This is a genomic window from uncultured Psychrobacillus sp. (assembly GCF_938022135.1).
In the GTDB taxonomy this organism is placed as follows: Bacteria; Bacillota; Bacilli; order Bacillales_A; family Planococcaceae; genus Psychrobacillus.
The window spans coordinates 48,994-75,257 of the sequence record NZ_CALIED010000076.1; the positions used below are offsets into that span (position 1 = coordinate 48,994).

Below are 26,264 nucleotides of genomic sequence, written 5' to 3' on the forward strand. Positions count from 1 at the left end.
AAGTAGAAAATAAGAAAAAGAGCCCCAAATGGAGCTCTTTTCTCATGATTCAACCGTTTCAAATTGTACGCCTGTAATATGAACGTTTACTTCGGTTGGAACTAAGCTAGTCATATTTTCAATAGCCTGGCGAATTTGAGACTGCACTTCTCTTGCTACATTAGGAACGGATATACCGTATTTCACAAGGCAATATACATCAATATACAGACCGTCATTTGTGATTTCAGTCTTAATGCCCTTACCATGCACTTTTTTTCCTAATCGCTCTACTACGCCTGCTGCAAAGTTACCACGTGTACCCGCAATACCTTCTACTTCAGTTGTAGCAATTCCAGCAATTACCGTTATAACCTCTGGGGCAATTTCAATTGTCCCTAGGTTTTCTTTGCCATCAGGAGTCATTTGAACAAATTTTTGTTCGGTTGTTTCTGTCATATGGTTCACTCCTTTTATGAATTCATCACGTCGTATCTCTCTAAAAACTTAGTATCGAAATCTCCAGAGACAAATACCTCATGATTCATGAGTTTTTCATGGAAGCCAATAGTGGTATCGACACCTTCAATGGCGAATTCACTAAGTGCACGCTTCATCTTAGCAATCGCCTCTTCTCTTGTCTCACCAAAAGTAATAAGTTTAGCAACCATAGAATCATAAAATGGAGGAATTGTATAACCAGGATATACTGCTGAATCTACTCGAACTCCTAGTCCGCCTGGTGGTAAATAGAATTCAACAAGTCCCGGAGAAGGCATGAAGTTTTTATCTGGGTTTTCCGCATTAATACGACATTCTATTGCCCATCCATTAAGTTTAATATCTTTTTGCTCAAATGGCAATTTTTCTCCGGCTGCGACTTTCAACATTTGTTTAATTAAGTCAATACCAGTAATCATTTCTGTCACTGGATGCTCCACTTGAATACGAGTATTCATCTCCATAAAGTAGAACTTTTGGTTAATATGATCAAAAATAAACTCTACTGTTCCAGCACTTTCATAACCTACAGCTAATGCTGCCTTTACTGCCGCGGCGCCCATTTCGGCACGCATAGCTTCTGATAAAGCTGGTGATGGAGCTTCTTCCACTAGCTTTTGCATACGTCTTTGGATGGAGCAATCTCTTTCACCCAAATGTACTGCATTACCATGAGAGTCAGCTAATACTTGAATTTCTACATGACGAAATACTTCAATATATTTTTCGAGATAAACGCCAGGATTACCAAATGCTGCAGCAGCTTCTTTTTGGGTAACTTTTATCCCTTTGATTAAATCAGCTTCGTCTTTTGCTACGCGGATACCTTTACCACCACCGCCAGCAGTTGCTTTGATGATAACCGGATATCCTATTTCATTTGCTACCTTAAGTGCATCCTCTTCCGTTTTAACGATACCCTTTGAACCAGGAACTGTAGGAACTCCAGCTTTTTGCATAGTTTCCTTTGCTACATCCTTTATACCCATGCTTTTGATCGCCTGTGATGTAGGACCGATAAACTTAATATCACATTCCTCACATAGCTCAGCGAATTCAGCATTTTCCGCTAGAAAACCATAGCCAGGATGTATGCCTTCACAGCCCGTTAGCTTGGCAACGCTGATAATATTTGAAAAGTTTAAATAGGAATCTTTCGATAACCTAGGCCCTATACAATAAGCTTCATCTGCCAGTTGCACATGTAAAGCCTCTCGATCCGCTTCAGAATATACAGCAACAGTTTCAATATTTAGCTCCTTGCATGCTCTAATAATACGAACAGCTATTTCACCACGATTGGCAATTAACACTTTTTTCATGATGCTTACCCCTTTCCTTATTTAATTCATATTTTTAAGCTTTAACTAAGAATAGAGGTTGACCGTATTCTACTAATTGACCGTCTTTAACTAGAATTTCAACGATTTCTCCAGTTACTTCTGCTTCAATTTCATTGAATAGTTTCATCGCTTCTACTATACAAACAATTGAATCTGCAGTAACCTTGCTGCCGACCTCAACGTATGCAGGAGAATCTGGTGATGAAGATTGATAGAATGTCCCAACCATTGGAGAAGTAATTTTATGTAAAGAGCTATTTTCCTCTTCAACTGGAGCTTGGTTTGTTACAGAGCTTTCTACAGCCGCTGCTTTTGGAGATTCCTGTACAGCTGGTGTCTGAACTTCTTGTACTTTAGGAAGTTCTCCAACCGAAGAGCTTTCTATCGTTTGAACAGTAGATTTATGAGAGTTTTTATCCCCTCTTTTAATTTTAATTTTTGTACCCTCTGTTTCGTATGAAAATTCATCTAGTGTAGATTGATCGATCAGTTTAATAATTTCTCTGATTTCTTGGATTTTCAATTATCCCATCTCCTTTTAGTTGCATTTTAATACTTCCTTATTCATTTTAGTCGTTTTTAAGGTAATTGAAAATAGAAACGTGCAAATGTTCTTAACTTTTAGGGAATAAAAAGCTTAGATCATCCATTAATTGTATTTTATACAGTAGCTTTAAGATAGTAAAATGTACCATTCTTTTACTATTTTATTTTAAAATAAGCTTTGTTAAAGTGAATGGTTGATTTTGACTAACAATTCTTTTTATTGTGACTGTAAACATAAAAAAAGAATATTCAAGTGGCTATTTAGAACATAAATAGATGATGAAATTTAAGTTGGTTACAGTTTTTCAGCTTTATTTATGCGAGTAAATTGATTAGCGCTTTATCGATCCTAAAGCTGTTCCCATTTATTGATTGGAGCGCCAGACGGCGACTCCTACGGGATGAGTGAGACAAATAAGACATCACAACCACGCGCGTAAGCGATGGGTGGTGGCTTATCGCTCACCCCGAGGAAAGCGTCCGGCTGGTGCGGAAATCAATTCTACTCTCTGATTTAGGATTTCTTTGCATTAAAAAATACTATTCACATACAACAATTCCGCGTTATAACTAATTGAAAACAAAAGAAAAAGTGCCCTTTAAAGGCACTTTTGTTATAGTCCGTCAAATTTCACTTCAACATTGTATGCTTGAGGGTATTCTCGCTTAACTGCGTATATAATAGCATCAGCCTTTTTTGAAGATTGTTCATTTGAAACTACATCGATTAGCACTTTGTTTTGGTCAATACGAACAAGTGCATCGTCATATCCTAATGATTTTATAATTAGCTCCAACATCGCTTCTGTAGAGTTTATCTTTACTAATTGTTCAATTTCGTTGTATGCTTCATTTTTTTCTTCTGGAGAGAAATCATTTGAAGCGACCTTAGATTCTAATTGCTCATGTAACTGTGAACGTTTTTCCTGCACTTCCATACGTAATTCTTCATATTGATTACTGTGAGAAACAAATGATTCTTCATTCGTTGAGGATGTTTCTACCAATTTCACATCATCAACTGAGTCATTAGAAAATAGGGCTATTCCATCAAAAGGGGATGGCTTTTCTGTTGCATAATACACCGTCACTACTGCCACTAAGCTTAGTAAAGTTAAAAACCATACGGATCTTTTTTTAATGTTCATATCATTTATCCTCCAATTCCATTTCTTCTATTACTATTCGATGTGGAGATATTTGCAATACAGATGAAAGGGTTTTAATAAGATTATTTTTTATACGTTTATCGCTCGCTCCTTCCGCAACTACCAGTATTCCAATCAGTTCTTCTTTTTCCATCTTGCTGTCACTTGTCCATTGGAAAAATGATAAATCACTTTCCGTTTTATTTTCAGCTCGTTCTGCGTAATGAAAGTAAATAGATACTTTTCCAACCCCATGGATTTTTTCCAATATAGCGGAAAGCTCATCTTTTGTGTGAACCTCTGGTGGGCTAGTGTTTTTATTTACATCATCCGTCAGTCCGAAAATCTCTGAAAATAAGAGACTAATAACCAAAACCGCTAAACTTATTACTACAAAACGAAAAGTGGGTTTTTTTTTTAATGAGATAGTGTTCACCCTTCTTTTCATATTGGATAACATACTTTATGCAGGACAATCTATTTATATGAAGAAAAAGGAGATAATCCATGAGATTATAGAAAGTTTTATAAGAAAGCCCGTCTTCTCCTTGTCCAAATGCTCAATTAGAATAGATAGAATCTCTCCGATTATGACAATCATTAAAATCCCATATAGCAATGTAGAGAAGTTAAACATTATCCCTTCACACCTATCAATAATTTGGCGAAAAGCATGATTAATATCACTGTAAAGAAAAAGGCAAAGGCTATTAATACGGAAATGATAGAAAGTACAAATAGCGTTTTTCCAATATCGTCTAATAGTCCACTAATTTGTCCATCTACAAAAGGCTCAAGAATAGCACTTAGAAATCGATAGAGAAAAGCAATCAGGATCGTTTGAATAGTTGGAATAGAAATAAGAACTAGAATTGATATCAAAACAGAATTCCCAGTGACAGCAGCAGCAGTAGATGAGTAGCTTTTCATCGTACTAATACTCTCTGTAAGCAAGGAACCGACAAAGGGAATATTATTGGAGATTAATCTCTTTACAGTTTCGTTTACAGCACCACTTACTGACCAGGTTACTACACCGTTTACGGTTATAAACAGACTATATAATACGAGAATAATCGAGGTAGCCCCAACTAAAGTCATTCGTATTAGGTCAGACATTCGAGAAAAAGATATAGAAGGTTGAATTCTAGTCATAAGATCGAATATAAAGGCTGACAATAAGGCTGGAATCATAATCTTGTCTGCCACAATACTAGTAAAAGAGGCAAAGAGCATTACAACTGGATTCCATAAAGTAATAAGAAAAGCGCCACCCGACAGTGCTATTCCAGCAGTTAATACTGGATATACTCCTATAAACACATTAACGAGTTCACCTGTTACTACTTGAATCATCTTTACTGAGCGAAAAGCTGGCTCTAAGCAATAAAAACAAATAATAAGAATAAACAATAACTTAAATAATCGCTTGCTACTGGGAATAAGCCATTCTAAACACATAAATACAAAACCGAACAGGAGAATATAAACAAACGTTTGCAGTACTTCTTTCGCGGGTTGCAAGATTGTTGCAATTAATTCTTCCATTACTGCTCATTCCTTCAAGAGAGTAGTCCCATAAATGAAAAAAATTTTTGATAAAATGGTTCCATATGCTGAATCCATACAACAAGTAATATTGCCTTGGTCGTAATTGTTATTAGTGAGGCTAAACTAGTGTATTCATAGTCTTCAAGCAGCTCTTCTATTATTTGTGAGATAAATAAAAGGATTACTGAAAATAATAGCAATTTCACAATAGGTAGAATGGCGACCGGTACGTTTGAAATATACTGGTTTATAAAAGGAATAATGACCGAAGTGGAGAGGTAAGTTAAAAAAAGGAAAATATAAATAGTATAAATTAGGGAATGAAATTTGGGGTAGGTTTCTTTAACTAACTGCAACAAGCAAAATGCAACAATGATAGTAATATAGACAATCATTTGTTAACTCGTCATAACAAGCCATTCTAAAAATGAGGAAATTTCATAAAAGAACAGCCTAAGCAAACGTAGTAATTCAATAGTCATGTAAATATAACCCACAAAAAACAAGAAGAATGCAAACTCTTTTTTTCCAGTCGATTCAAAAAATAAGTGAAGAATTGCTATCAATAAGCCTATACCCGCAACTCGAAGTACATCGTGAAGTTCCACAATGCCTCCCCCTTCCCTATTACGTACTATATGTTGGACAGGTGGAGAATATGAACATACTGTTTGAAATTTACAAGTCCTTGACCGGCTATTTTCACTAGACTGATCTAAATCATTAAACAGAGGTGTTTAGTGAGTTTCAACACATTTGTGCAGGTTAATGATTACTGTAGTTATTTAGTTTTGCTGCTATCTTGTGCCATTTTCGATTTTTCCTTGTATGCCCATGAAAAAAAGACATCAAGAGGTTTCCCCTCTTGATGTCTTTTAAAAAGTCTCTTAAGCTCTTGAAACGTATGAACCTTCGTCTGTATTAATAATTAGTTTGTCACCAACATTAATAAATAGAGGTACTGTTACAACTAAACCAGTTTCTAATTTAGCAGTTTTAGATCCACCACCAGAAGTATCTCCTTTGATCCCTGGCTCCGTTTCAATAACTTCTAGCTCTACCGATTTAGGTAATTCTACTCCAAGTGTTTCTCCTTGGTATTGAATTACTTGTAATTCCATGTTTTCACGAAGGAATTTCAACTCATATTCGATTTGGTTTTCATTAAGCTCTAATTGCTCGTATGAATCTGTATCCATAAATACATGTTGATCTCCACTCGCATAAAGATATTGCATTTTTTTGTTATCAATTTGTGCTTTTTCTACTTTTTCACCAGCACGGAATGTTTTTTCGTTTACAGAGCCGTTACGTAAGTTTCTAAGTTTTGAACGAACAAACGCTGCTCCTTTACCAGGCTTTACGTGTTGAAAATCAAGAACACGGTAAAGAACGCCATCTACTAAAATTGTTAAACCTGTTTTAAAATCATTTACTGAAATCATTTATTTCCCTCCAAATTACGATAATATAAGTAGCTCTTTCGTCGAATGTGTTAACTTCTCTAATCCATTCTCCGTAACTAGTGCATCGTCCTCTATACGCACCCCACCGATGTTCGGCAGATAAATTCCCGGTTCAATTGTTATAACCATTCCTGGCTCTAAAACAATGTCGGATCGGAAAGATAAACCAGGTCCTTCATGTACTTCAAGACCAATACCATGACCAAGTGAATGACCAAATGCCTCACCATATCCTTTTGACGCAATATAGTCTCGTGCAATGGCATCCGCTTCTTTACCTGTCATTCCTGGTTGAACCTTTTCAAGAGCTAATAATTGAGCATCTAAAACTACTTGATAAATTTCTTTTAGTTTTTCACTCGGCTCTCCTACTGCAAGTGTACGAGTAGTATCAGAAATATACCCGTTGTAAAGTGCTCCGAAATCTAATGTTACAAAATCGCCAACTTCAATTACTTTATCTGTTGCTACACCATGCGGCAATGCAGAACGCGTACCTGAAGCTACTATTGTATCAAAAGAAGAGGAGGTAGCGCCACGTTTACGCATAAAGAATTCTAGTTCGTTCGAGACTTGAAGTTCTGTCATGCCGGGTTTTATGTAAGTCACGATATGCTCATATGCCTCATCTGCAATACGACAAGCTGCCTTTATTATACTAATCTCTTCGTCCGTCTTTATCAAGCGAATTTTTTCTACTACACCTGATAGAGGTACTAAATCTGCTGAAACAGCTTGCTTATATAATTCATATACACCGTATGTTACGTCATCTTTTTCAAACCCAAGTGATTTAATACCCATTTCGTTTACTTGGTGGGAAATTTCCTCGATCAACGTTTTAGCATGTTGAACTATACGGAAATCCTTTATTTGACTAGCAGCTTGTTCTGTATATCTGAAGTCTGTAATAAAAACTGCATCATTTTTAGAAACTATTGCTACACCCGCTGTCCCAGTGAATCCGGTGATATATCGACGGCTGTAATCATTTGTTATCAATAATGCGTCAACGCCTCTTTCTTCTAATGCTAAACGCAGCTTTTCTAATTTCATCAATTTCCCTCTCCCCATTTTCAAAATAAACACTATAGTCTATTTTATCATAGTAAAGAGGGGTGGTAAATTTTCATTTTGCGATGGGCTGATCCTTTGAATGAAAAATAGCTGACTCCATTAGAAAACGCATTCCAATAACTACAATACAAATAAATGGTATGGACAGTTTCTTCATCGTTTTAAGCATTGTTCCAGCATCGCTAATTAACCACTCTACAACAAATGCGAGAAGTATCCCAAAAATAAGGCTAGATATAGCAACGGGTACTTTGGAAGTTAAAAGACTTATATAATAAATCACTATACTAATAACCCAAATAACTAAAAATAAAACCAGCCAGCGTAAGTATACATTCGTATCTTCAAACATCTCAAAGGATTTTGAAAAACCTACTGGATTCCATTTAACAAAACTGAATAAGTGTAAAAATTTAAGTAACGCAGTAATTCCAATAGCCGCAGCCAAACTGGTCAATACCGATAAGCTTTTCATTTCTGCTCTCCTCCTTTTAAAGACAGTTTGTACCTTTTCTTGTTTTACTAAACAAATAGCTAGAACATTTCTTCAAAAGAGGTTACATAAAATTAAACGTCATGAAAGCGCGTCATCGATTGAAAAAAAGGAAACGGGTAGAAGGCTCTCGTCCAAAAAAACATCTCGGAGATTAGTTATAAGAAATATAGTGTCGCTGGTTAAGAAAGCCTAAGATGTGGATAATATACTCAATGAACTGCCCTCTATATGCTATCTTCCGGTTTCCAATTATTTAGGTTTTTTGGAAATATTAAAACCCCTTTGGATAAAATAATCCAAAGGGGTGTAATTTTATTTAAAATTTTACAATCTTAATTCAAATCTATATCAAATGCTCTCTATAATTTACAGTCCACATTTCAACTGGGCATTACAATTGGTACAAGTGTTGCATCCGCCCATTTCCTCTACAGTTCCTTTACGGCAGACAGGACAGGTATTACCAACCTCTGAACCGATTGTAACGTTAGTAGAACGTATATCTTGAATCGTATCAATCAATACTATTGGACGTTTTTCCATCACTTTTTCTTCCTTCACCGTATCATCGTTTACAGTGTTTTCTTCCGCCTTAAGCGTAAGAACTTGCGAGTCACGGCTTCCATCTACATATACTGTTCCGCCTTTTGCTCCACCATTATATAGACGTTCGTAAACACCTTCTACTTGTTCTACTGTATATCCTCTAGGAGCATTTACAGTCTTCGAAATAGAGCTATCAATCCAACGTTGAATAATACATTGTACGTCTGCATGGGCTTCTGGTGGCAATTCCATTGCAGTAACAAACCAATTAGGTAATTCATCTTCTTTAGTATCTGGATTTGCATCTAAGTATTCTTGTACAATATCCGCTTTTACCTCGATGAATTTACCTAAACGACCACTACGGTAATACGTAAATGAATAATAAGGTTCTAAACCAGTAGAAACTCCAACCATAGTACCCGTGGATCCAGTAGGTGCAACAGTTAATAAGTGAGAATTGCGAATACCTTTTTCAAGTACTGCTTCACGAATCTCCTGTGGCATTGTTTGCATAAATCCAGTTTCCGTAAATGCCTTACGAAGTCTGTTCGTTTCCTCTTCTGTTTCTCCAGTCAGGAACGGGAAGCTACCTCTTTCGTTTGCTAGGTCTGCAGATGTTTCGTAAGCAGCTATTGCAATCGTCTTGAAGATTTCATCAACAAGAAGATTTCCTTCCTCAGAGCCGTATTCTTTTTGGCAATAGATTAAAAGGTCAGCTAATCCCATGACACCTAGACCTACACGTCTTTCACCAAGTGCTTGAACTTTATTTTCCTCTAAGAAATAAGGCGTAGCATCGATTACGTTATCTTGCATACGAACTCCCACACGAACAGTTTCTTTTAATGCTTCAAAATCAACTGTTTTTGTATCTTTGTTAGCAAACTGAGCTAGGTTGACTGCTGCAAGGTTACAAACGGAATACGGAGCAAGCGGCTGCTCTCCACATGGATTTGTTGCAACAACCTTTTGACCATATGCAGTTGCATTTGTTTTTTCGTTAGCATTATCGATAAAGAATACGCCTGGCTCAGCAGAATAAGTTGCACAAATATTGATTAAGTTCCACAATTCTTTCGCTTTCACTGTGCGATAGGTACGAACCTTGTAGCCCATACGCTCCCACTCACGAACATCACCAATTTTGTGCCAATTTTCGTTATAAAAAGCCATCTCTTCTTCTGTATAAGTTTCTGTTGCAGGGAAGCGAAGAGCGAAGTCTTCATCTTTTTCTACAGCTTTCATGAAATCCTCAGTTAAAGTTACAGAAATATTCGCTCCTGTTAAAAACTCCGGATTGTGAACAGAAAAAGTTCCGCCATCTCTTAGTTTCGTTTGAGCGTCGCGTATGATTTCATCGCTAAAACCACCTAAGCCAGGGATGTGTTGATAGTTTACAATTCCTTGATACATTGCTTCTTCTTGTGCAGTTAGCGGCTTAAACTTAAGCTTGTCCTTTGCAAGTTGTTTGATTGTTTCATCATTTGTGTTCTCAATCAAGAAGCGAAGGATACGTGGGTTTTGCATTTTAGAAATGATAAACTCTGCGATGTCTGGATGCCAATCTGCAAGCATAATCATTTGCGCACCGCGTCTTGAACCGCCTTGTTCCACTAGGTGTGTCAGTTTAGCAATGTCATCTAACCAAGAAACAGACCCTGAAGACTTACCATTAACTCCTCGAGCTAAAGTATTACGAGGACGTAATGTAGATCCGTTTGTTCCAACTCCACCGCCACGACTCATGATCTCCATCACTTGTTTTCGATGATCACTGATGCCTTCACGTGAGTCAGCAACAAAAGGCATAACGTAACAATTAAAGTAAGTTACATCTGTACCTGTACCTGCTCCATATAGAACTCGTCCAGCAGGGATAAATTTTAGTGATACTAATTGCTGATAGAACTTTTCGAACCATTCTGCTCTTTTTTCTTCTGTCACTTCAACAGAAGCAAGTCCAGTCGCATTACGCTTAGCAATTTGCTCATAGAAAACCTCCAAAGGTTTTTCAATAACACTTAAAGGACGGCGTACAATTCCTGATTTAACTTTAGTACTATCATCGATTGCACTACGATAATCTTCTTCGATCAAAACTTCTGCCGTTTTATCTTCCTGGTTAATGGAAACAATATAACCAAGACCTCGTGCAGGAAATTTAGGGTCTTCTTTCACCGTTAAAACGACAAAATCCCCTACTTTTAGTGTTTTCTTTTCGGTATCCTTGAATGAATATCGATCAATCATCACCAAACGTGACACACCTTTGTGTGTTAGATTCATATCTTCTGTTATTGGATGTACTTGAGGAAATAATTCGATATCGTGATTTAATTCTTTTACATTTAATTTTATTTGAGATTCATTTGTAGTAGTTACCAATTCTTTTCCTCCTTTCTACAACTCGTATTGACACAAGATGTAGTAGTTTCATTTATCATACGGCACTACATATAGAGGTGTAAAGCAATTTAGTTGTTCAAATTAATTTTTAAGTATTAATTCCTATACCTCATATTCTCCATATGTCTTTCATACTTTTATTTTTTAAAATTCCAGGCGTCATTATCATAACGCCGTCTTTCCAGCATTTTCACGTATTCATTTTGTTCATTATTTAAATGAAATGGTACCAATTCAATGTTTAAGGCTTCAGAAAATCCCTTTTTAAAAGCATCCTTACATATGTCTATTGGTATCGATTTTTGTAATAATTTGTTTATAGCAACAGCTTTTTGATTAATGCTATTTTTCACTTTTTCCCGGACTTCATCGGAAGAAAATTTAAAGGTTTGCACAAGTTTTTCATCATCTAAGTCTAAAAGAATTGCACCATGCTGAAGTATAACACCCTTTTGTCTAGTTTGAGCACTTCCAGCTACTTTCCTGCCTTCTACTACGAGCTCATACCAGCTTGGTGTGTCAAAGCAAACAGCAGTTTTCGGACTTTTTAAGGCTTGCAGTTTATCTGGAGTATTAGGAATAGAAAAATATGCCTCTAATCCCAGACTTTGAAATCCCTTTAATAGTCCCTCACTGATCACTCGATAAGCTTCAGTCACTGTTGCTGGCATATCTGGATAGTTTTCCGAAACAATCACGCTATATGTAAGTTCATGCTCATGAAGAACTCCTCGTCCTCCCGTCGGTCTGCGGACAAATCCTAAACCGAGTCTTCTAACTGCTTCCATATCTATCTCTTTTTCTACCGATTGAAAATAACCAATCGATAGAGTTGCTGGATTCCATTCATAAAATCGAATCACTGGTGGAATCAACCCTTCACTATGCCAATCTAAAAGGGCCTCGTCAAGCGCCATATTATAGGACGGGGCGCAAGGACCTGAATCAATAAAATACCATTTTGTCTTTTTCAAACTTTCTCCCCCCTAACAACGCTATTCATTTTACCAAAATGATTGAATTGTATCTAGCAAATCTTTTATAATAGATAATGGAAGTATAGAAAGGGGAAAGACCGTGTTAGAGACTCTTTATATTATTATAGCAATATTGGTCGTATTATTAGTTTATGCAGGAATTTCAGCATACCGACTAAAGAAAACAGTTACAAACCTTACGCAGGAGCAATTCATCGAGGGCTATCGTAAAGCTCAATTAATCGATGTACGCGAGCCTAAAGAATTTGATGGTGGCCATATCCTTGGAGCAAGAAATATTCCTTCCTCCCAGTTAAGACAACGCCACAAAGAAATTCGCCCAGACAAACCAGTATATCTGTATTGTCAAAATGGTGCAAGAAGTGGACGTGCAGCTATGTTCTTAAAGAAAAAAGGACATACGCAACTTAACCAGTTACAAGGCGGCTTTAAGGGCTGGACCGGCAAAATCAAATCTAAATAGTATAACATAAGGTTCTTCTTAACAAGAGGAACCTTTTTTGTTTAGAGCTTACACTAAGGGGGCATGAACTACTATGAAAGTAATATTTTCCCACGAAGAACAATTTCGGGAGATTCATCCAAGTTATGAGGATTTTGCTATTCTGACAAGGCGAATCACAAATGTTTTAAATGAAGAACAGGCAGGCAACTGGCAATTAGTCAACATTGACAATCAATTTAATCAGTTAGATACTAATTTAATTGAAATGATGGAACATCAATTGATTCCTTATAAAATTTTAGCAAATATTTACGAAGCTAAGCCTTTAAGTAAAATAACAAGCAAATCCCTACTTTCTATGGAAAATCAACTGGGAATGGTTAGTACATTTGAGAATACACTCATAATGTTTCCGGATTATCAGGTGGCAGTAACTATGGCATTTAACTATTCTCAAGGTAACTCTTGGCCGGATTACTTTTTCTTTTCCACCTCCCCTCAAGCCGCCCTTTTCTTTTTAGAGGAGATCAATGAAAAGCTTCGCGAGCTTCTAATGCAGTCGGTCACCTATTTAGTTGACACGGATCAAGGGGTTCAGCGAAGAAAATATAGTGAGCAAGCAGTCGTTCCTCGAGAAGAGGTTCTACTAGAGAATCAAATCAAACAAGATATTTTTCGATCCATCGATGAATTTTTTAAAGAGGACGGTTTGTTTTTTAAGGAATATGGTCTTCCTTATAAAAGAGGTATATTACTATATGGTTCCCCTGGAAACGGGAAAACGACACTAGTAAAATCGATTACCGGCTCTACGAAAGCTCCTGTAGTCTATTGGCAAATCACTGAGTTCACAGGAAGTCACTCCATCCAAGAGGTTTTTGGAATTGTTTCTAGATTAGCCCCAGCTATTCTGGTGATTGAGGACATTGACTCGATGCCCGAGTATACAAGATCTGTCTTTTTAAACACATTAGACGGAACACAATCTAGAGAGGGTCTATTTATCATTGGAACAACTAACTACCCACAGAAGATTGATCCAGCATTAATTAACCGTGCCGGAAGATTCGATCGTGCATATGAAATTCCTTCACCACCCCAACAAGTGAGAGAAAATTATTTACGTAAGCTTGATATAAAGAAGATTCTCCTTGACCACGTCTTAGTAGATATAGCTAAACGATCAAAAGGCTTATCCGTTTCTCAACTAAACGAGCTGTACATGTCCATTGCACTTAACTGGCATTATGATGGCAAGCTGGAATACGAAACACGGATCGACGAGCTGATCAAACAAAATAAACGAACCATAAAAAATGACTGGGAAGAAGACAATCATTCTATTGGTTTTTAAAAAAGTAAAACACTCCCAACACTAAAAAGGGAGTGTTTTATTTTTTTTTAGATAACATTTAAGGTAAAAAGCATACGACAATTAAATTTTAACTTCAATAAATATTGAGTTTCTTCTATATATTAGAAGAATTTTGCGTTCATAAGAATTCTGAATAGTAGTTGGGATGCAATGAAGCATGCTAACAGCCATTCTTCTTACTAGACTACGTAATTTCTGGTTAAAGAAGCTCCATTATTAGTTCAACATTTCGGAATTACTTTAGTGTTCAGAAGTAGTCCTGCACCTTCTAACCAGTTTTCTAATATATCATTAAAAAACTCTGGAGCAGCTATTGGAATACCATGACCAATACCAGTGATCGTAATTGCCTGAGCTCTGTCTCGCTTACTTAAAAGGTCAATTGCTGAACTTTTCATCACTTTTCTTTCTTTCTCGCCTACTGTTATTAAAAGGCTTGCTTTTACGTCAGCATAGGAATCTGGTACTTGAAAAGACATATTCTCTTCTAGAACCATTGTTAATGTATCTAAAGACATTCGATTGCTATCTTTAAAGTACTTTTCAAAAAGGTTTGGGCCAATATACAATTGTTTAGCTTGTAGCTTGGAAAAGAATCTATATTTTATCAAAGGATATGTTAACCTTATAGTAGGTTTAACCATTTCCTTTCCAAATGGTACTTTTCTTACGAGAGCACTGTTAATCATTGCATAATCGATTAAATCGGGAGACTGACTAAGCATCTGAATAGCAATTTGAGCACCAAGTGAAAATCCCACGACTATTATCTTTTTATCTTCTTTTTTTCCCTCAAGTAAGTGTATGAGTTGAAATGCGCAATCTTTAATAGAGACAAAATCAGTCTCCCTACTACGACCATGCCCTGGGAGATCAGGTACTATACAATGATATTTTCCTTTAAAGTACTGAACCTGTTCGTCCCACATCCAGCCTCCGACTCCCCCGCCATGTAGAAAGAGTATTATTTGTTCGTTTTGTTCCCCATCTTCCTTGTAATATAAAGCCATTTAAACTCCCGCCGTTTCTTTTGTATACCTAACTGCATTTCTTTTTCTGTGAAGCCCTCTGCTATCTTCTGAAAGCAAAAGATAAGCAGCATAAATATAGCTAATGGTGGTAGAATCAGCCATAGTTGTCTCGTTAAAAATACTTCCTTTGCAATAGATATCATTCCAGATAATTCGTAAATGACTGGAGAAAGTCTCGCACTATCTGGAAAGCTTATCGCTCCCCCGACAAAAATAGATAAAACCCCTAAATGTACTAGTGTTTGAAGTACTTGTACTACATGCTGAGACCAATATAACCAAAGTTTTCTTCCTATTTGTGGGTTGATATGCTTCAGAATAACCCATATTAATGACCCGCCCATTACAGCAGAACTTTGCACATATTCTTTTTTTATTGCCTCATTCATTTCATTCCCTATAAGACTAGTAGTTATGGGAAGGACTAACACGGACATGATCAAAGCTTGGATGAAAAGCCTTTCTCCTAAGCTTGTTTCTAATCCACTTGTTGAAATAGTTAAAATTGGTAAAAGTAAAATAAACATTAATAATGTTAATGGTAAAAAGTGCATACCATCGGCGATACTATTTATTACCTTTCTCCATCTTTCGTTCAAAAAGAATGCATATAGAATTCCTAGTAAATATCCTCCGCCTACTCTGATCGTAGCGATTAACACAGTCATACCAATTGTATATTTTGTTCCAACAAGCAGTTGCTGAAGAATAGAATATCCATATGGATCTGTACCAAAAATAATACTACTAGATGGTGGCAGTGGTGGCCTTCCGATAAGGCTACCGTTCTCGTCATATAAAAAATTTACCTGCTCTACATCGTCATGAAAGATAAAATAATAGGCGACGGACACACTGAATAGTCCAACAATTATTAATGCAGGAATTGTGATATTCAGACGTTGTCTGGAGAATATATTGAAGCTCCGTGTATGTGCCTTAGTTTTGTATCGAAAAATTGCTTTCCACTGCAATCGATCTAAGAGCGGAACTCGCAACCCTTCAAACATAACGCTTTTTTCCTGTCGACCCCGTTTAACCAGATTCTCAACAACCGAATAGAATAGAAAAAATGGTATGAATATCGATAGTAAGATGAAAGTAATACCCTTTGGACTAAAATCATTCGTTAAATAGTGTAGAATCCCTTCTATCCCAAAAAGATACTCTACTATGAACAAGGAGGACAATGTGAGCCAGACGATTGATTTTGATTGAAAGAAGACACTCTGCAGAACATTACGGGTACAGTGCTTAATCAGCACCCCGACATTAGAAAGCCCCTTGGATCTAGCAAGCTCTACATATGGCTGGTCCAGCTCTTGTTTAAATAAAAGCACCAATAATTTATAAAACAAAATGGCTGGTATCACCGATAGGCAAATGACAGGAGCCGCATAAACCCTCTCTCCCCCTAAGCTATAAAAAGAAAGAATTCGTAAACCTGTCATCGTATACAGTTGTACTACGGCTAGTTGGATAAGAAATATGTATGCAAAATCAGGAATCGCAGTTAGTATATTTGCAAATTGTAGTAAAAGCTTTTGGACCAGACCATTTGAAATAGTCGTAAAAATAGCCAATATAAATGAAATAAACAAGGAAAACAACAAAGAGACTATCAATATAGTCATCGAATACAAATAAGGACCCTTCAGATATTCCGATATGCTAATCGGAATAATCTCCATTGTTTGCATTACTAGATAGCTAAGATGCCATTCAGACGGTAAAAACAAACTTTTACATACCTCAAAAATTGTTCGTAAATAGAAAGAAAAGTCAAAGAGGCTACCTACTTGAAACAAGACGATGGGAACGCAGCTAATTAAAACAATCCCAATAATACCCAAAAGAAATTTACCTAACAAATTAATCCATCTGTACATATTGTTCCCCCTAGGTAGACCTCTCCTATCGCTCTATAAGGGTATACGAACCTATTTAGGTAAAAGTTTCAAAAATGTTAAATATTTGTTTTTGATCATAAATTATCTTTTTCCTCTTTGATTTTGGAGGATGCAATTCCCGTGGTTAACTGATAAAATACCACCAGTCGCTGTCGCTCGTAAGGCTGTAGCACTTAACATTCTCATCCCACTGGAATCCTCTCTTACCTCTAAAGAAATTTAATGGTAAATTGCTACTTTTATAGTTGACTCGGTTTATCAAATATACGACTTAGTTCTTTTCATATCAGTAATGAAGTAAGGGTTATCTTTTTTCATTCTCTCCGAAAGAAGCACGACGTTACTTGGATCCTCTATTAATAATTCTAATTCCCTTTGGGTGATTCCAACCACTTGAAGAAAGTCAACTCTACCATGAACACTATCTATCCCTGTAAGCTCTGGATCATCTATAACAAGCAACGCTGTAATCGCAGAGTCTACTCCAATATGGATGGAACCCCCATTACCAGCAACATACTGAAATGGCTCAAAAGGTTTTTTCTGCGTATATGTATAACTGGCAAGATTAGAAAGCATGGATACTGCCCATAAACAATCCTCTACATTTTCCTCTGCCAATTTAATCGTCATTTCATATCCCCAGCCACTCCATTTACCCCCGAACGATTGATCATTCACATACAAGTCGGTCATCCCATAAGTCACCATATGCTTGTACCCATTAGGTGACTGATAAATACTATATCCATCAATATATTGGTCCCCACCTAACCAAGCCCGAGCATGTAGGTCTGTCCCAAAATGAGCAGGTTCTTGGTTCGGATAAAGCTCCTCAAAAACTCTATCGATTGCATCCCATCCTGGTGACCAATCCTCTTGCGTTGCCGCTCGCTTTTTATACTCTTCTAGGTTCATGATTATATCTTCCTTTCGACTTTAACTTTTATTATTGCTACGAAAAAATAGCTAATTAGTTTCAAATTTAGAAGAAATCCAAAAATGGTGTTATGATTTTTATTTAACTGAATATAGTGTTTCTTAAATAAAAGCTACTTTAAAGCGGAAGATTGATTAAAAATATAAATAAAATGAGTTGGAAAATGAATCTCCAAGCTCATTTTTGATATCAATTTTTCTAATGCATATGTAGAGCTACCTCAAAACACTCTACCGGTGATAAAATCTTCGTGAACGGTGATAAAGCCCCACCGAACGGTGATAAATTACATTTGCCGAGGAGAATGTTTAACATCGCTAATACCCGTTTTCGTTCTTTGTTTCCGTTGGTTATTAATGGAACTAATTCTTCTGATTTAAACATAAAAAAAGTGCGACCCTTAAGGATCGCACTTTTCATTATGCTTTAGTGTATCGTAGTACTGGCTTACGTGCAGCTTTTGTTTCGTCTAAACGATTGATCACGGTTGTATGTGGTGCATTTTGAACGATTTCTGGGTTTTCTTCAACCTCTTTAGCAATTTGAATCATTGCATCACAGAATGCATCTAACGTTTCTTTCGATTCTGTTTCAGTTGGCTCAATCATCATGCCTTCTTCTACATTCAATGGGAAGTAGATTGTTGGCGGATGATAACCAAAGTCTAACAGACGCTTAGCCATATCTAATGTACGAACGCCTAATTTCTTCTGACGACGTCCACTTAATACGAATTCATGCTTACAATGACGATTGTATGGAAGGTCGTAATAAGCTTCCAAGCGTCTCATCATATAGTTAGCATTTAACACCGCGTATTCTGTCACTGCCTTTAAACCATCTGGTCCCATAGAACGAATATATGTGTACGCACGAACATTGATACCAAAGTTACCGTAGAACGGTTTTACTCGGCCAATAGTTTGTGGACGATTATAGTCGAATGTATACTTGGTATCTTCTTTAACTAATACTGGGCTTGGCAGGAATGGAATAAGATCAGCCTTCACTCCAACCGGTCCAGAACCCGGGCCTCCCCCACCATGTGGTCCTGTGAATGTCTTGTGCAGATTTAAATGTACACAGTCAAAGCCCATGTCTCCTGGACGTGCTTTCGACATTACCGCATTTAAGTTGGCACCATCATAGTAAAGCTTGCCGCCTACCCCGTGAATAATCTCTGCTAGCTCTAAAATATGCTCCTCAAATAAACCTAATGTGTTAGGGTTTGTAAGCATCAAGGCAGCTGTATCAGGACCAGCTACACGACGTAGATCCTCTAAATCTACTAAGCCGTCCTCATTAGACTTAACAGTAATCGTTTCGAACCCTGCTACCGTTGCAGATGCTGGATTTGTTCCATGCGCAGAGTCAGGTACGATTACCTTCGTACGCTGTGTGTCCCCATTCGATTCATGGAAAGCACGAATCATCATCAGCGCTGTCCACTCACCGTGGGCACCAGCTGCAGGTTGAAGAGTAACCTCATCCATACCAGTTATTTCAACTAGAGATGTTTGTAATTCATATAACAGTTCCATTGCACCTTGAACAGTTGACTCTTCTTGAAGTGGGTGAATATTTGCAAATCCAGGGAATCTTGCAACAGATTCATTGATTTTCGGGTTGTATTTCATCGTACAAGAACCTAGTGGATAGAATCCTGTATCCACACCATGGTTTCGGTTAGATAAAGCTGTATAGTGACGCATGATGTCTAGCTCAGATACTTCTGGTAGCTCTGCCTCTTCTTCACGTAACATCCCTGCAGGCAAGATGGATGACAAATCTACTTCTGGAACATCTAGCTCAGGTAGGCTATATCCTACTCGACCTTCTTTTGTTATTTCAAAAATTAGTGGTTGATTGTCCTTATGCATAAAGAGCCCCCATTTCTTGCACGAGTGCATCTATTTCTTCTTTTGTACGTTGTTCCGTTACTGCAATCAATACGTGGTTTTTCAGATCCAAGTTGATACGACCCAAATCAAATCCACCGATTATACCTTTTTCTAAAAGTTTACTATTTGCATCAGCTACTGAACCATTCACCTTCACGACGATTTCATTAAAATGAGCTCCTTGGAAAGGTACTTCAAATCCAGCTTTTTCAAATGCCAGCTTTGCATAGTGAGTCTTAGTTATATTTTGAACAGCCATTTCTTTTACACCTTTTTTACCAAGAGCTGTCATCGCTACAGATGCAGCAAGTGCATTTAAAGCTTGGTTAGAACAGATATTAGAAGTAGCTTTGTCACGACGAATGTGCTGTTCGCGTGCTTGTAGTGTTAACACAAAACCACGGCGACCTTCCTCATCTGTTGTTTCTCCAACAAGACGACCAGGTACCTTACGCATCAGCTTAGAAGTTACCGCGAAGTAACCACAATGTGGTCCACCAAATGCTTCCGCAATACCAAAAGGCTGTGCATCCCCTACTGTAATATCGGCACCAAACTTACCAGGTGGTGTTAAAGCACCCAATGCAAGAGGGTTAGCTGAAACAACAAACAACGCTTTTTTCTCATGTGTTACTTGCTCAATTTTTGCTAGGTCTTCAATTTGACCGAAGAAGTTAGGATATTGAACCATAACTGCTGCTGTATCCTCATCGACTGCTTCTTCTAGCTTAATTACGTCTGTAACCCCATCTTTCATCGGTACAGTAACTACATCTACATTTTGACCCTTTGCATAAACCTTCACTACATCAATATACTCCGGATGGATTGCCTCAGAAACTACTAACTTCTTACGCTTTGTGTGTCCTGCTGCAAGGTTACCTGCTTCTGCAAGCGCAGTACCTCCGTCATACATAGAGGAGTTTGCAAGATCCATTCCAGTCAATTCGCAAATCATCGTTTGGAATTCAAAAATAGCTTGAAGCTCCCCTTGAGAAATCTCGGGTTGATATGGTGTATAAGCTGTATAAAATTCAGAACGTGAAATAACATGATCCACAACGATAGGCTTGAAATGATCATATACTCCAGCACCTAAGAAAGACGCATATTGTCTACTATCTGCATTTTTAGCAGCTAGCTGGCTTAATTCCTTAAGAAGAGCAGATTCTGCTTTAGCAGGTTTAATATTATATTCCCCTTTAAAACGAACCTTTTCTGGGATATCTGCAAACAATTCATCAATAGAAGAAATGCCGATTACGTCTAACATTTCTTTTTGATCTTGTTCAGTCATTGGTAAATAACGATGCTGCTTCATCAATGGACAACCTCTTTCTTTGTCTTATTTTTCTCTTTTATAAAACGGAGTAGCTACAGTTACTGCTTTTAATCGTTTGTTACGTATTTCAATTTCAAGTTCCTGTCCGATTTCAGCAAATGTTGCGTCAATTAAAGCTAGACCGATATTCTTTTTAGATGTAGGTGATTGCGTACCGGTAGTAACAAAACCAATTTGAACTCCATCTTTGTATACTGGATAACCAGTACGTGGAATTCCTTTATCAATCATTTCGATTCCAATACTCTTTCTCGGAACACCATTTTCTTTTTGTTCTACCAATACTGACTTCCCATTAAAATCTTGCTCTTTATTCAGTTTCACTACGAATCCAAGCCCTGCTTCTAATGGAGTAATATCTTTAGATAATTCTTGGCCATATAATGGTAGGCAAGCTTCAAAGCGTAATGTGTCTCGAGCTCCAAGCCCACATGGAAGTAATCCTTCATCTTTACCTGCCTCTAGTATGCTGCTCCATAAATCTGTTAGATCATTACTAGGTGCATAGATTTCAAAACCATCTTCTCCCGTATAACCAGTTCTTGATACGATTACTTCTTTGCCAGCGACTTCTACTTTGTCTTTAAAGCGGAAAAATTTAATTTCTGCTAAATCCTGTGTCGTTAACTTTTGAAGGATTTCTTGTGCTTTTGGACCTTGCAAAGCTAATAGTCCATAGTCATTGGAGCTATTATTTAACTTAACATCATCAATAAGATTTTCTTTCATCCACTCAAAATCTTTTTCTATATTACCAGCATTCACAACCAATAAATAATGCTGATCCTCTAGCTTATAAACCAATAGGTCGTCAACAATTCCGCCGTCTTTATAACACATGACATTATACTGTGCTTGACCATTAACTAATTTAGAAATGTCATTGGTAACTAAACCTTGTATGTAGTTTTCACTTTGTGGCCCACTTACGAAAATTTCTCCCATATGGGAAACATCAAACAATCCAGCCTTCGTACGAACAGCTTCGTGCTCTTCCTTAATACTTGAAAACTGAACAGGTAATTCCCAGCCACCAAAATCGATTGTTTTTCCTCCATACGATGAGTAGACATCATACAACGGCGTTCGTTTTAACTGTTCTGACAATTTAAATTCCTCCTTTAAATAGGTAGAAAAAGCATAGGGCATTAAAGGTACATGGTTTAAAAATCACAAAAAGGACAGAAAACCCCCTTTAACTTAACAAGGGTTCTCTGTCCTGGCACCTGAAAGTTTACCATAAGATGGCTTTCCCCTTTGGTGGCTTTCCACTTAACTTTGAAAGCACTCTCCAGAGTTGCGTCCTATACGAGTCCATTTGCCTGAGAGATTCATAAATAATTACTTGCTCCTTCGGCGACGCAGTGATGCGTTCTCTCCCCGTATAATCATCCGCTAAATATAGAAATATCACTAGCTTTGTCTATATCCTAACATTGAACATAAGAGAGCGCAATCATTTTTACAAAAACTATCTAAAGACGAACGAATATTTAAAGAAATTGATAAATCATTCGCCTTTGAGTCGATTTACTTGAAATCCTGCGTATTCTGTTATTTGTCGAATATGCCTGTTTTCGGTTCTAATAGTAATATGAGCAGCCTTTTTGTAGCTTCTTCTCCGCGTATTATAAAGTTGCTGTAATTCTTCCTTCGTACTCCTTTGAACGATTGGCCTATTTTTATCCGTTTTTATACGCATCCAAATATCTTCGAATGTTGCGTCTAAAAATAAAACTAGTCCATTATTTCTCATAATTTTAATATTCCGTTCAAGTGTGGCTACACCACCACCCGTAGAAATAATACAAGATTCATTTCGAAAGGTTTGCAAAAACTCCGTCTCTAATTTCCTAAAATATGCCTCACCGTGCTGCTCAAATATTTCAGGTATCGACATTTTCTGTTTTTTGACAATTTCTTTATCCATATCATAGTAAGGCATTTTTAAATGGTAGCTCAGCCTTCTTCCGACAGCGCTCTTACCGCTCCCCATAAAGCCTACTAAATAGATCTTGTACATTTTTCATCAACTCACTACATACCAGGATTATTTTCTTGATCAATAAAAATACTCATTTTATTGATAGTATCACTAATATGACGGATTTCCAACAAATCATACGTTCGATATTTAGATTGGTATGCGGCAGTAATGGTGAGAATGGAAAAACAGACAATGGAAAGTAGTATGGCGGAAGCTAGTAGCAAAGCACCTTTTTGCTCATTTAGAATACGTAACATACATGGTGTGCTCCTTCTGTTGACCATTAAAAAAAGTGACGAAGAATGTAATATTTTGTCCTTCCATACTAACTTTAAGTGCTTGTACATTTAAGAGGAGAGGCTCGTTCCCCAATCTATTCTTTTGTTTTCGAATTACGTTTGATGCGTATTCCACATCAAACTCTTCCCCTTCTTTTATAAAGCGGATTCCTGGCTGGCTTTTTTGGACCATGATACTATCTACATTATTTAGGTAAGCTTCCACGTATTGTATGAATAAACCCCATTCCACTTCTTGTGGATCCGTCACCTTTTTTTCTGTCGTATATAACGACCACATTATTAGTACCAGTATTTGAGCAAAGATAATAAATACCGATAGTTGTAAAATACCATCGATAAAAGTATAACCATTTTGCTTTTTTAATTTACCGATGAGATCTCTATACAGTTAATCATCTCTCCTCTCGCACCTTCATATTCTACACAAACCTGTTGTTCATCTATTTGAAAGTTAAATGTTACACTTTCTATAGTAAGAGATCCGTTTTTTATATTTTCTGTCACGAATAATTTAGCTGCTTCATTCATGACAATCGCCGAGTGATATTTTCTCTTTTTGTCTTCAAGCTTCACATTCATATTTGTGAGTAAAGGTAGAAGTATTGTAGCAATCATAAAAGTAATAAATAAAGTTAATATGGTTTCTGCCCATGAGAATCCCTTATTGTTCATACGCTAATTTACCAGTACCAATATGCACAGTAACTAGTTTCGTTTCTTTTGAAGTCAAGAAAGCAAAGCTCCCAAAATTCCTAACCATACCACTCGGCAGAAAAATAAGTTCCTTTAATTTACTGTCCTCCGATAAACTAATATGTGAAGGCAGCCTATTTTCAAATAAAGTTATATTGGAGTTTGTCGTGGAATAGCTTGTTCCTTTGTTTCCAAATTTTAAAACGATATATTGCTCCTGACTTAAAGCCAGAGCTTGCGCTCGTTGCACATCTAACTGAAATTGGCGAAAAAATCTTTTTTCCTCTAGCTCGATTACCTTATTAGACGTTCCATAAATAACCGCAGAGCTAATTACCATAACAATCATTAGAATTAATGTAGTCTCGATCAAAGTAAATCCAGCTTGTTTTTTAATTTCCTCCATTAGCTACTTCCTTAATAATCACTTTTCCATTTTCAATATCAATTTCATCCCCGTTAGGACAGCTTTTATTATTTGCTCCCAAATATTCATCTACAGTTAAATCTGAAAGTAAAGGAGTTTTATTATTATCTATCTTATAGGCTTGCACTTGTCCTTCAACCATTTTAATGTAGGCTGCACAGCCCTTCTTATCAATATTTGCTGAATGCTTTGTGACATTTGGAATCGAGATTAATATTAGTACAGATATAATTAGCAGTACAATCATCATTTCAATTAAAGTAAAACCTCTATTAGATTTTAATAAGTTTTTCATTTGATTAGCTCCTTTAAATTATATTAATCATTTCATATACTGGTAGTAAGATTGCCAAATAAGCACCCACTATAAAAACTGCAAGTATTAAGAACATCAAAGGTTGAATAATACTTAAGTAACGGGATAGTTTTTCCTCCACGCGCTTGTTTATAAAGTCACTATAAAGTGAAAGTTCTTTGCCTAGGTAGCCATTATTTTCTCCATGAACAATAAATTGATGAAAATCATCAGTAAAACAATCCACTAGTATGACACCTTCTGAAAACGAGGAGCCATAAATTACTTTTTCGTTCATTTGAAATACAATGTACTGCAGTATTTTATTTTCTTTTTGGTGGATTAAAGCAGTAAAGGATTCTTGAAGAGACATACCACTCTCTAGAAGTACCCCTATCTCCCTAGAGAATATTCTGGTTACTAGTAAACGAAACCAACTATTCAAAATGGGAGTTCGTTTAAAGAATATAATTTTAATCTCCATACTTTTCCTTCTAAGCAGGAGCCATAGAACTAGACAGAGTAATATCATAGAGAAGAGAGAAACTATAAAGATGTTAGGAAGGTTTAGTAGGGTATTGGTTAATGCTAGGGAACTGTCAGATTGGGCGGAGTTTTTAGAAAGCAAGGTTTCCATATTGGGAATAAAGTAAATTCGAAAAACAGAAAACAACAAAAATATTATGACAAACAAAAATAAGGGATATAACAAGAGGTTCTTCAAACGTTTTCTTGCTTGCTCATTGAAAGCAGAGTTAACAGCTAAAACTTCTGTTGTCTCTGCTAAATGTCCATGCTGGGAAGCCAAATAAATGGGAAGAAGTAAACGATTAGGAAAACCTAGCACCCTAAATACTTCTATTACGCCAAGCCCTCTTTTTTGTATGTCCGTCACTTTCGTTTGTACCACATGTATGTTCTTCACATGAAATGGTAATAACATAGTAATTGCTTCATGAAATGTATATCCCTCATTAAGCAACTCACTTAACCTTTTCAAAAAAGAGGCATGCATAGAAGCGTGTATGGTTTCATCCTTCATACGGAGATAATTTTTAATTGATTTTAATAACACCTTCCCTGATCCCCCTTTCTATTTGGTACGAAAGAGTTAAGGGAACTGGAACCTTGAAAGTATTTCCTTCACTTATCGAGAGTAAGGCATCCTCTAAAACATCATCTGCAATAATTTCATATATGGCAGATAGTTCTGGACTTTTTGTTTTTACTACACTTACCAATCTTTGAGTGACAACACCGGTTACCGTTTGTTTTAATTCATCAATACTAATACCAAGTGTTGTCTTCCAACTATGTTGGCAAAATGATAACCGAAAACAAAGAGAAAACCTGGATTTCATTCCAAGGCTTCTGGCACTAGAAAATCAATGTTTGGCACTACAACTAAAATTGTTCAATATGCTTAGCTTTGGAAATTTTATTCCAGCTTCTTTGGCAATACGTATTTCAATGTTTGGCATTAGACATGTTTTTCAGTTTGGCTATGTTAAAAGCTAGGGTTGTTTTTTAGTGAAGCGATGTAGTTTATATTACTT

The 26,264-nt window shown here is 36.7% G+C and carries 28 protein-coding genes and 1 riboswitch; of the genes, 2 read left to right on the forward strand and 26 right to left on the reverse strand.

Going from position 1 to position 26,264, the window contains the following annotated elements:
* Positions 1 to 42: 42 nt before the first annotated feature.
* The 12 genes from Q0371_RS15645 to Q0371_RS15700 all read right to left on the reverse strand — a co-directional run bounded on the left by Q0371_RS15645 (position 43) and on the right by Q0371_RS15700 (position 12,036).
* Positions 43 to 438: an Asp23/Gls24 family envelope stress response protein gene (locus tag Q0371_RS15645; protein WP_169358135.1), complete on the reverse strand. Its 396-nt coding sequence runs from the start codon at positions 436 to 438 to the stop codon at positions 43 to 45.
* Positions 439 to 452: 14 nt separating this feature from the next.
* A complete protein-coding gene (gene accC, locus Q0371_RS15650) occupies positions 453 to 1,805 on the reverse strand; it encodes an acetyl-CoA carboxylase biotin carboxylase subunit (RefSeq protein ID WP_169358315.1) in 1,353 nt (450 codons plus the stop codon).
* 31 nt (positions 1,806 to 1,836) lie between these two features.
* Positions 1,837 to 2,346, reverse strand: coding sequence for an acetyl-CoA carboxylase biotin carboxyl carrier protein (gene accB / locus Q0371_RS15655; protein ID WP_298472688.1), 510 nt, complete (start codon positions 2,344 to 2,346; stop codon positions 1,837 to 1,839).
* A gap of 637 nt (positions 2,347 to 2,983) precedes the next feature.
* Positions 2,984 to 3,517, reverse strand: a complete 534-nt coding sequence (locus Q0371_RS15660) for a SpoIIIAH-like family protein (RefSeq protein WP_169358133.1) — start codon at positions 3,515 to 3,517, stop codon at positions 2,984 to 2,986.
* A 1-nt stretch (position 3,518) separates the two neighbouring features.
* The gene (locus Q0371_RS15665; RefSeq protein WP_169358132.1) at positions 3,519 to 3,953 is read right to left on the reverse strand and encodes a hypothetical protein; all 435 of its coding nucleotides are present in this window, start codon (positions 3,951 to 3,953) and stop codon (positions 3,519 to 3,521) included.
* A 200-nt stretch (positions 3,954 to 4,153) separates the two neighbouring features.
* Positions 4,154 to 5,065 carry a stage III sporulation protein AE gene (locus Q0371_RS15670; protein ID WP_169358131.1) on the reverse strand — a complete coding sequence of 304 codons (912 nt, stop codon included), beginning with the start codon at positions 5,063 to 5,065 and terminating at the stop codon, positions 4,154 to 4,156.
* A gap of 401 nt (positions 5,066 to 5,466) precedes the next feature.
* Entirely contained in the window at positions 5,467 to 5,676 is a 210-nt protein-coding gene (locus Q0371_RS15675; RefSeq protein WP_144536004.1) for a SpoIIIAC/SpoIIIAD family protein, read from the reverse strand.
* 279 nt (positions 5,677 to 5,955) lie between these two features.
* Entirely contained in the window at positions 5,956 to 6,513 is a 558-nt protein-coding gene (gene efp / locus Q0371_RS15680; RefSeq protein ID WP_169358130.1) for an elongation factor P, read from the reverse strand.
* Positions 6,514 to 6,528: 15 nt separating this feature from the next.
* Complete coding sequence (locus tag Q0371_RS15685; protein ID WP_277347060.1) at positions 6,529 to 7,593, reverse strand: aminopeptidase P family protein; 1,065 nt, start codon at positions 7,591 to 7,593, stop codon at positions 6,529 to 6,531.
* Positions 7,594 to 7,663: 70 nt separating this feature from the next.
* Positions 7,664 to 8,086 (reverse strand): DNA helicase, encoded by a 423-nt coding sequence (locus Q0371_RS15690; RefSeq protein ID WP_169358129.1) that lies wholly within the window; start codon positions 8,084 to 8,086, stop codon positions 7,664 to 7,666.
* A gap of 387 nt (positions 8,087 to 8,473) precedes the next feature.
* Positions 8,474 to 11,041, reverse strand: a complete 2,568-nt coding sequence (locus tag Q0371_RS15695) for a vitamin B12-dependent ribonucleotide reductase (RefSeq protein ID WP_298472699.1) — start codon at positions 11,039 to 11,041, stop codon at positions 8,474 to 8,476.
* A gap of 158 nt (positions 11,042 to 11,199) precedes the next feature.
* Positions 11,200 to 12,036 carry a biotin/lipoate A/B protein ligase family protein gene (locus Q0371_RS15700; RefSeq protein ID WP_251556889.1) on the reverse strand — a complete coding sequence of 279 codons (837 nt, stop codon included), beginning with the start codon at positions 12,034 to 12,036 and terminating at the stop codon, positions 11,200 to 11,202.
* A 103-nt stretch (positions 12,037 to 12,139) separates the two neighbouring features.
* On the opposite strand from Q0371_RS15700, the gene Q0371_RS15705 reads away from it, so the two are divergent.
* Together Q0371_RS15705 and Q0371_RS15710 are read left to right on the forward strand one after the other, a co-directional pair.
* On the forward strand, positions 12,140 to 12,523 hold the full coding sequence (locus Q0371_RS15705) for a rhodanese-like domain-containing protein (protein ID WP_169358126.1): 384 nt from the start codon (positions 12,140 to 12,142) through the stop codon (positions 12,521 to 12,523).
* 73 nt (positions 12,524 to 12,596) lie between these two features.
* Positions 12,597 to 13,859 carry an ATP-binding protein gene (locus Q0371_RS15710; RefSeq protein WP_298472704.1) on the forward strand — a complete coding sequence of 421 codons (1,263 nt, stop codon included), beginning with the start codon at positions 12,597 to 12,599 and terminating at the stop codon, positions 13,857 to 13,859.
* Between the two features lie 242 nt (positions 13,860 to 14,101).
* On the opposite strand, the gene Q0371_RS15715 is transcribed toward Q0371_RS15710, so the two are convergent.
* The 14 genes from Q0371_RS15715 to Q0371_RS15780 form a co-directional block, all read right to left on the reverse strand.
* Positions 14,102 to 14,890, reverse strand: a complete 789-nt coding sequence (locus Q0371_RS15715) for an alpha/beta hydrolase (RefSeq protein ID WP_298472708.1) — start codon at positions 14,888 to 14,890, stop codon at positions 14,102 to 14,104.
* Complete coding sequence (locus Q0371_RS15720) at positions 14,845 to 16,800, reverse strand: ABC transporter permease subunit (RefSeq protein WP_298472711.1); 1,956 nt, start codon at positions 16,798 to 16,800, stop codon at positions 14,845 to 14,847. The genes Q0371_RS15715 and Q0371_RS15720 overlap by 46 nt, the downstream gene beginning before the upstream one ends.
* A gap of 279 nt (positions 16,801 to 17,079) precedes the next feature.
* Entirely contained in the window at positions 17,080 to 17,739 is a 660-nt protein-coding gene (locus Q0371_RS15725) for a suppressor of fused domain protein (RefSeq protein WP_298472713.1), read from the reverse strand.
* A 441-nt stretch (positions 17,740 to 18,180) separates the two neighbouring features.
* On the reverse strand, positions 18,181 to 19,641 hold the full coding sequence (gene gcvPB, locus Q0371_RS15730) for an aminomethyl-transferring glycine dehydrogenase subunit GcvPB (RefSeq protein ID WP_298472716.1): 1,461 nt from the start codon (positions 19,639 to 19,641) through the stop codon (positions 18,181 to 18,183).
* Positions 19,634 to 20,983: an aminomethyl-transferring glycine dehydrogenase subunit GcvPA gene (gcvPA, locus tag Q0371_RS15735; protein ID WP_298472916.1), complete on the reverse strand. Its 1,350-nt coding sequence runs from the start codon at positions 20,981 to 20,983 to the stop codon at positions 19,634 to 19,636. Before gcvPA ends, gcvPB begins: the two co-directional genes overlap by 8 nt.
* 24 nt (positions 20,984 to 21,007) lie before the next feature.
* Positions 21,008 to 22,153, reverse strand: a complete 1,146-nt coding sequence (gene gcvT / locus Q0371_RS15740; RefSeq protein WP_298472718.1) for a glycine cleavage system aminomethyltransferase GcvT — start codon at positions 22,151 to 22,153, stop codon at positions 21,008 to 21,010.
* Positions 22,154 to 22,304: 151 nt separating this feature from the next.
* Positions 22,305 to 22,396: riboswitch (glycine riboswitch) on the reverse strand.
* 118 nt (positions 22,397 to 22,514) lie between these two features.
* Positions 22,515 to 23,027, reverse strand: a complete 513-nt coding sequence (locus Q0371_RS15745; RefSeq protein ID WP_169358119.1) for a shikimate kinase — start codon at positions 23,025 to 23,027, stop codon at positions 22,515 to 22,517.
* A gap of 14 nt (positions 23,028 to 23,041) precedes the next feature.
* Complete coding sequence (locus tag Q0371_RS15750; protein WP_298472720.1) at positions 23,042 to 23,248, reverse strand: hypothetical protein; 207 nt, start codon at positions 23,246 to 23,248, stop codon at positions 23,042 to 23,044.
* Positions 23,229 to 23,681 (reverse strand): competence type IV pilus minor pilin ComGF, encoded by a 453-nt coding sequence (gene comGF / locus Q0371_RS15755; protein ID WP_366518606.1) that lies wholly within the window; start codon positions 23,679 to 23,681, stop codon positions 23,229 to 23,231. Before comGF ends, Q0371_RS15750 begins: the two co-directional genes overlap by 20 nt.
* The gene (locus tag Q0371_RS15760; RefSeq protein WP_298472722.1) at positions 23,654 to 23,965 is read right to left on the reverse strand and encodes a hypothetical protein; all 312 of its coding nucleotides are present in this window, start codon (positions 23,963 to 23,965) and stop codon (positions 23,654 to 23,656) included. Before Q0371_RS15760 ends, comGF begins: the two co-directional genes overlap by 28 nt.
* On the reverse strand, positions 23,955 to 24,392 hold the full coding sequence (gene comGD, locus Q0371_RS15765) for a competence type IV pilus minor pilin ComGD (protein ID WP_298472725.1): 438 nt from the start codon (positions 24,390 to 24,392) through the stop codon (positions 23,955 to 23,957). The genes Q0371_RS15760 and comGD overlap by 11 nt, the downstream gene beginning before the upstream one ends.
* Positions 24,379 to 24,708: a competence type IV pilus major pilin ComGC gene (gene comGC / locus Q0371_RS15770; protein WP_169358114.1), complete on the reverse strand. Its 330-nt coding sequence runs from the start codon at positions 24,706 to 24,708 to the stop codon at positions 24,379 to 24,381. Before comGC ends, comGD begins: the two co-directional genes overlap by 14 nt.
* A gap of 13 nt (positions 24,709 to 24,721) precedes the next feature.
* Complete coding sequence (gene comGB, locus Q0371_RS15775) at positions 24,722 to 25,783, reverse strand: competence type IV pilus assembly protein ComGB (protein WP_298472729.1); 1,062 nt, start codon at positions 25,781 to 25,783, stop codon at positions 24,722 to 24,724.
* A complete protein-coding gene (locus Q0371_RS15780) occupies positions 25,764 to 26,069 on the reverse strand; it encodes a hypothetical protein (RefSeq protein WP_298472732.1) in 306 nt (101 codons plus the stop codon). The genes comGB and Q0371_RS15780 overlap by 20 nt, the downstream gene beginning before the upstream one ends.
* Between the last annotated feature and the right edge of the window lie 195 nt (positions 26,070 to 26,264).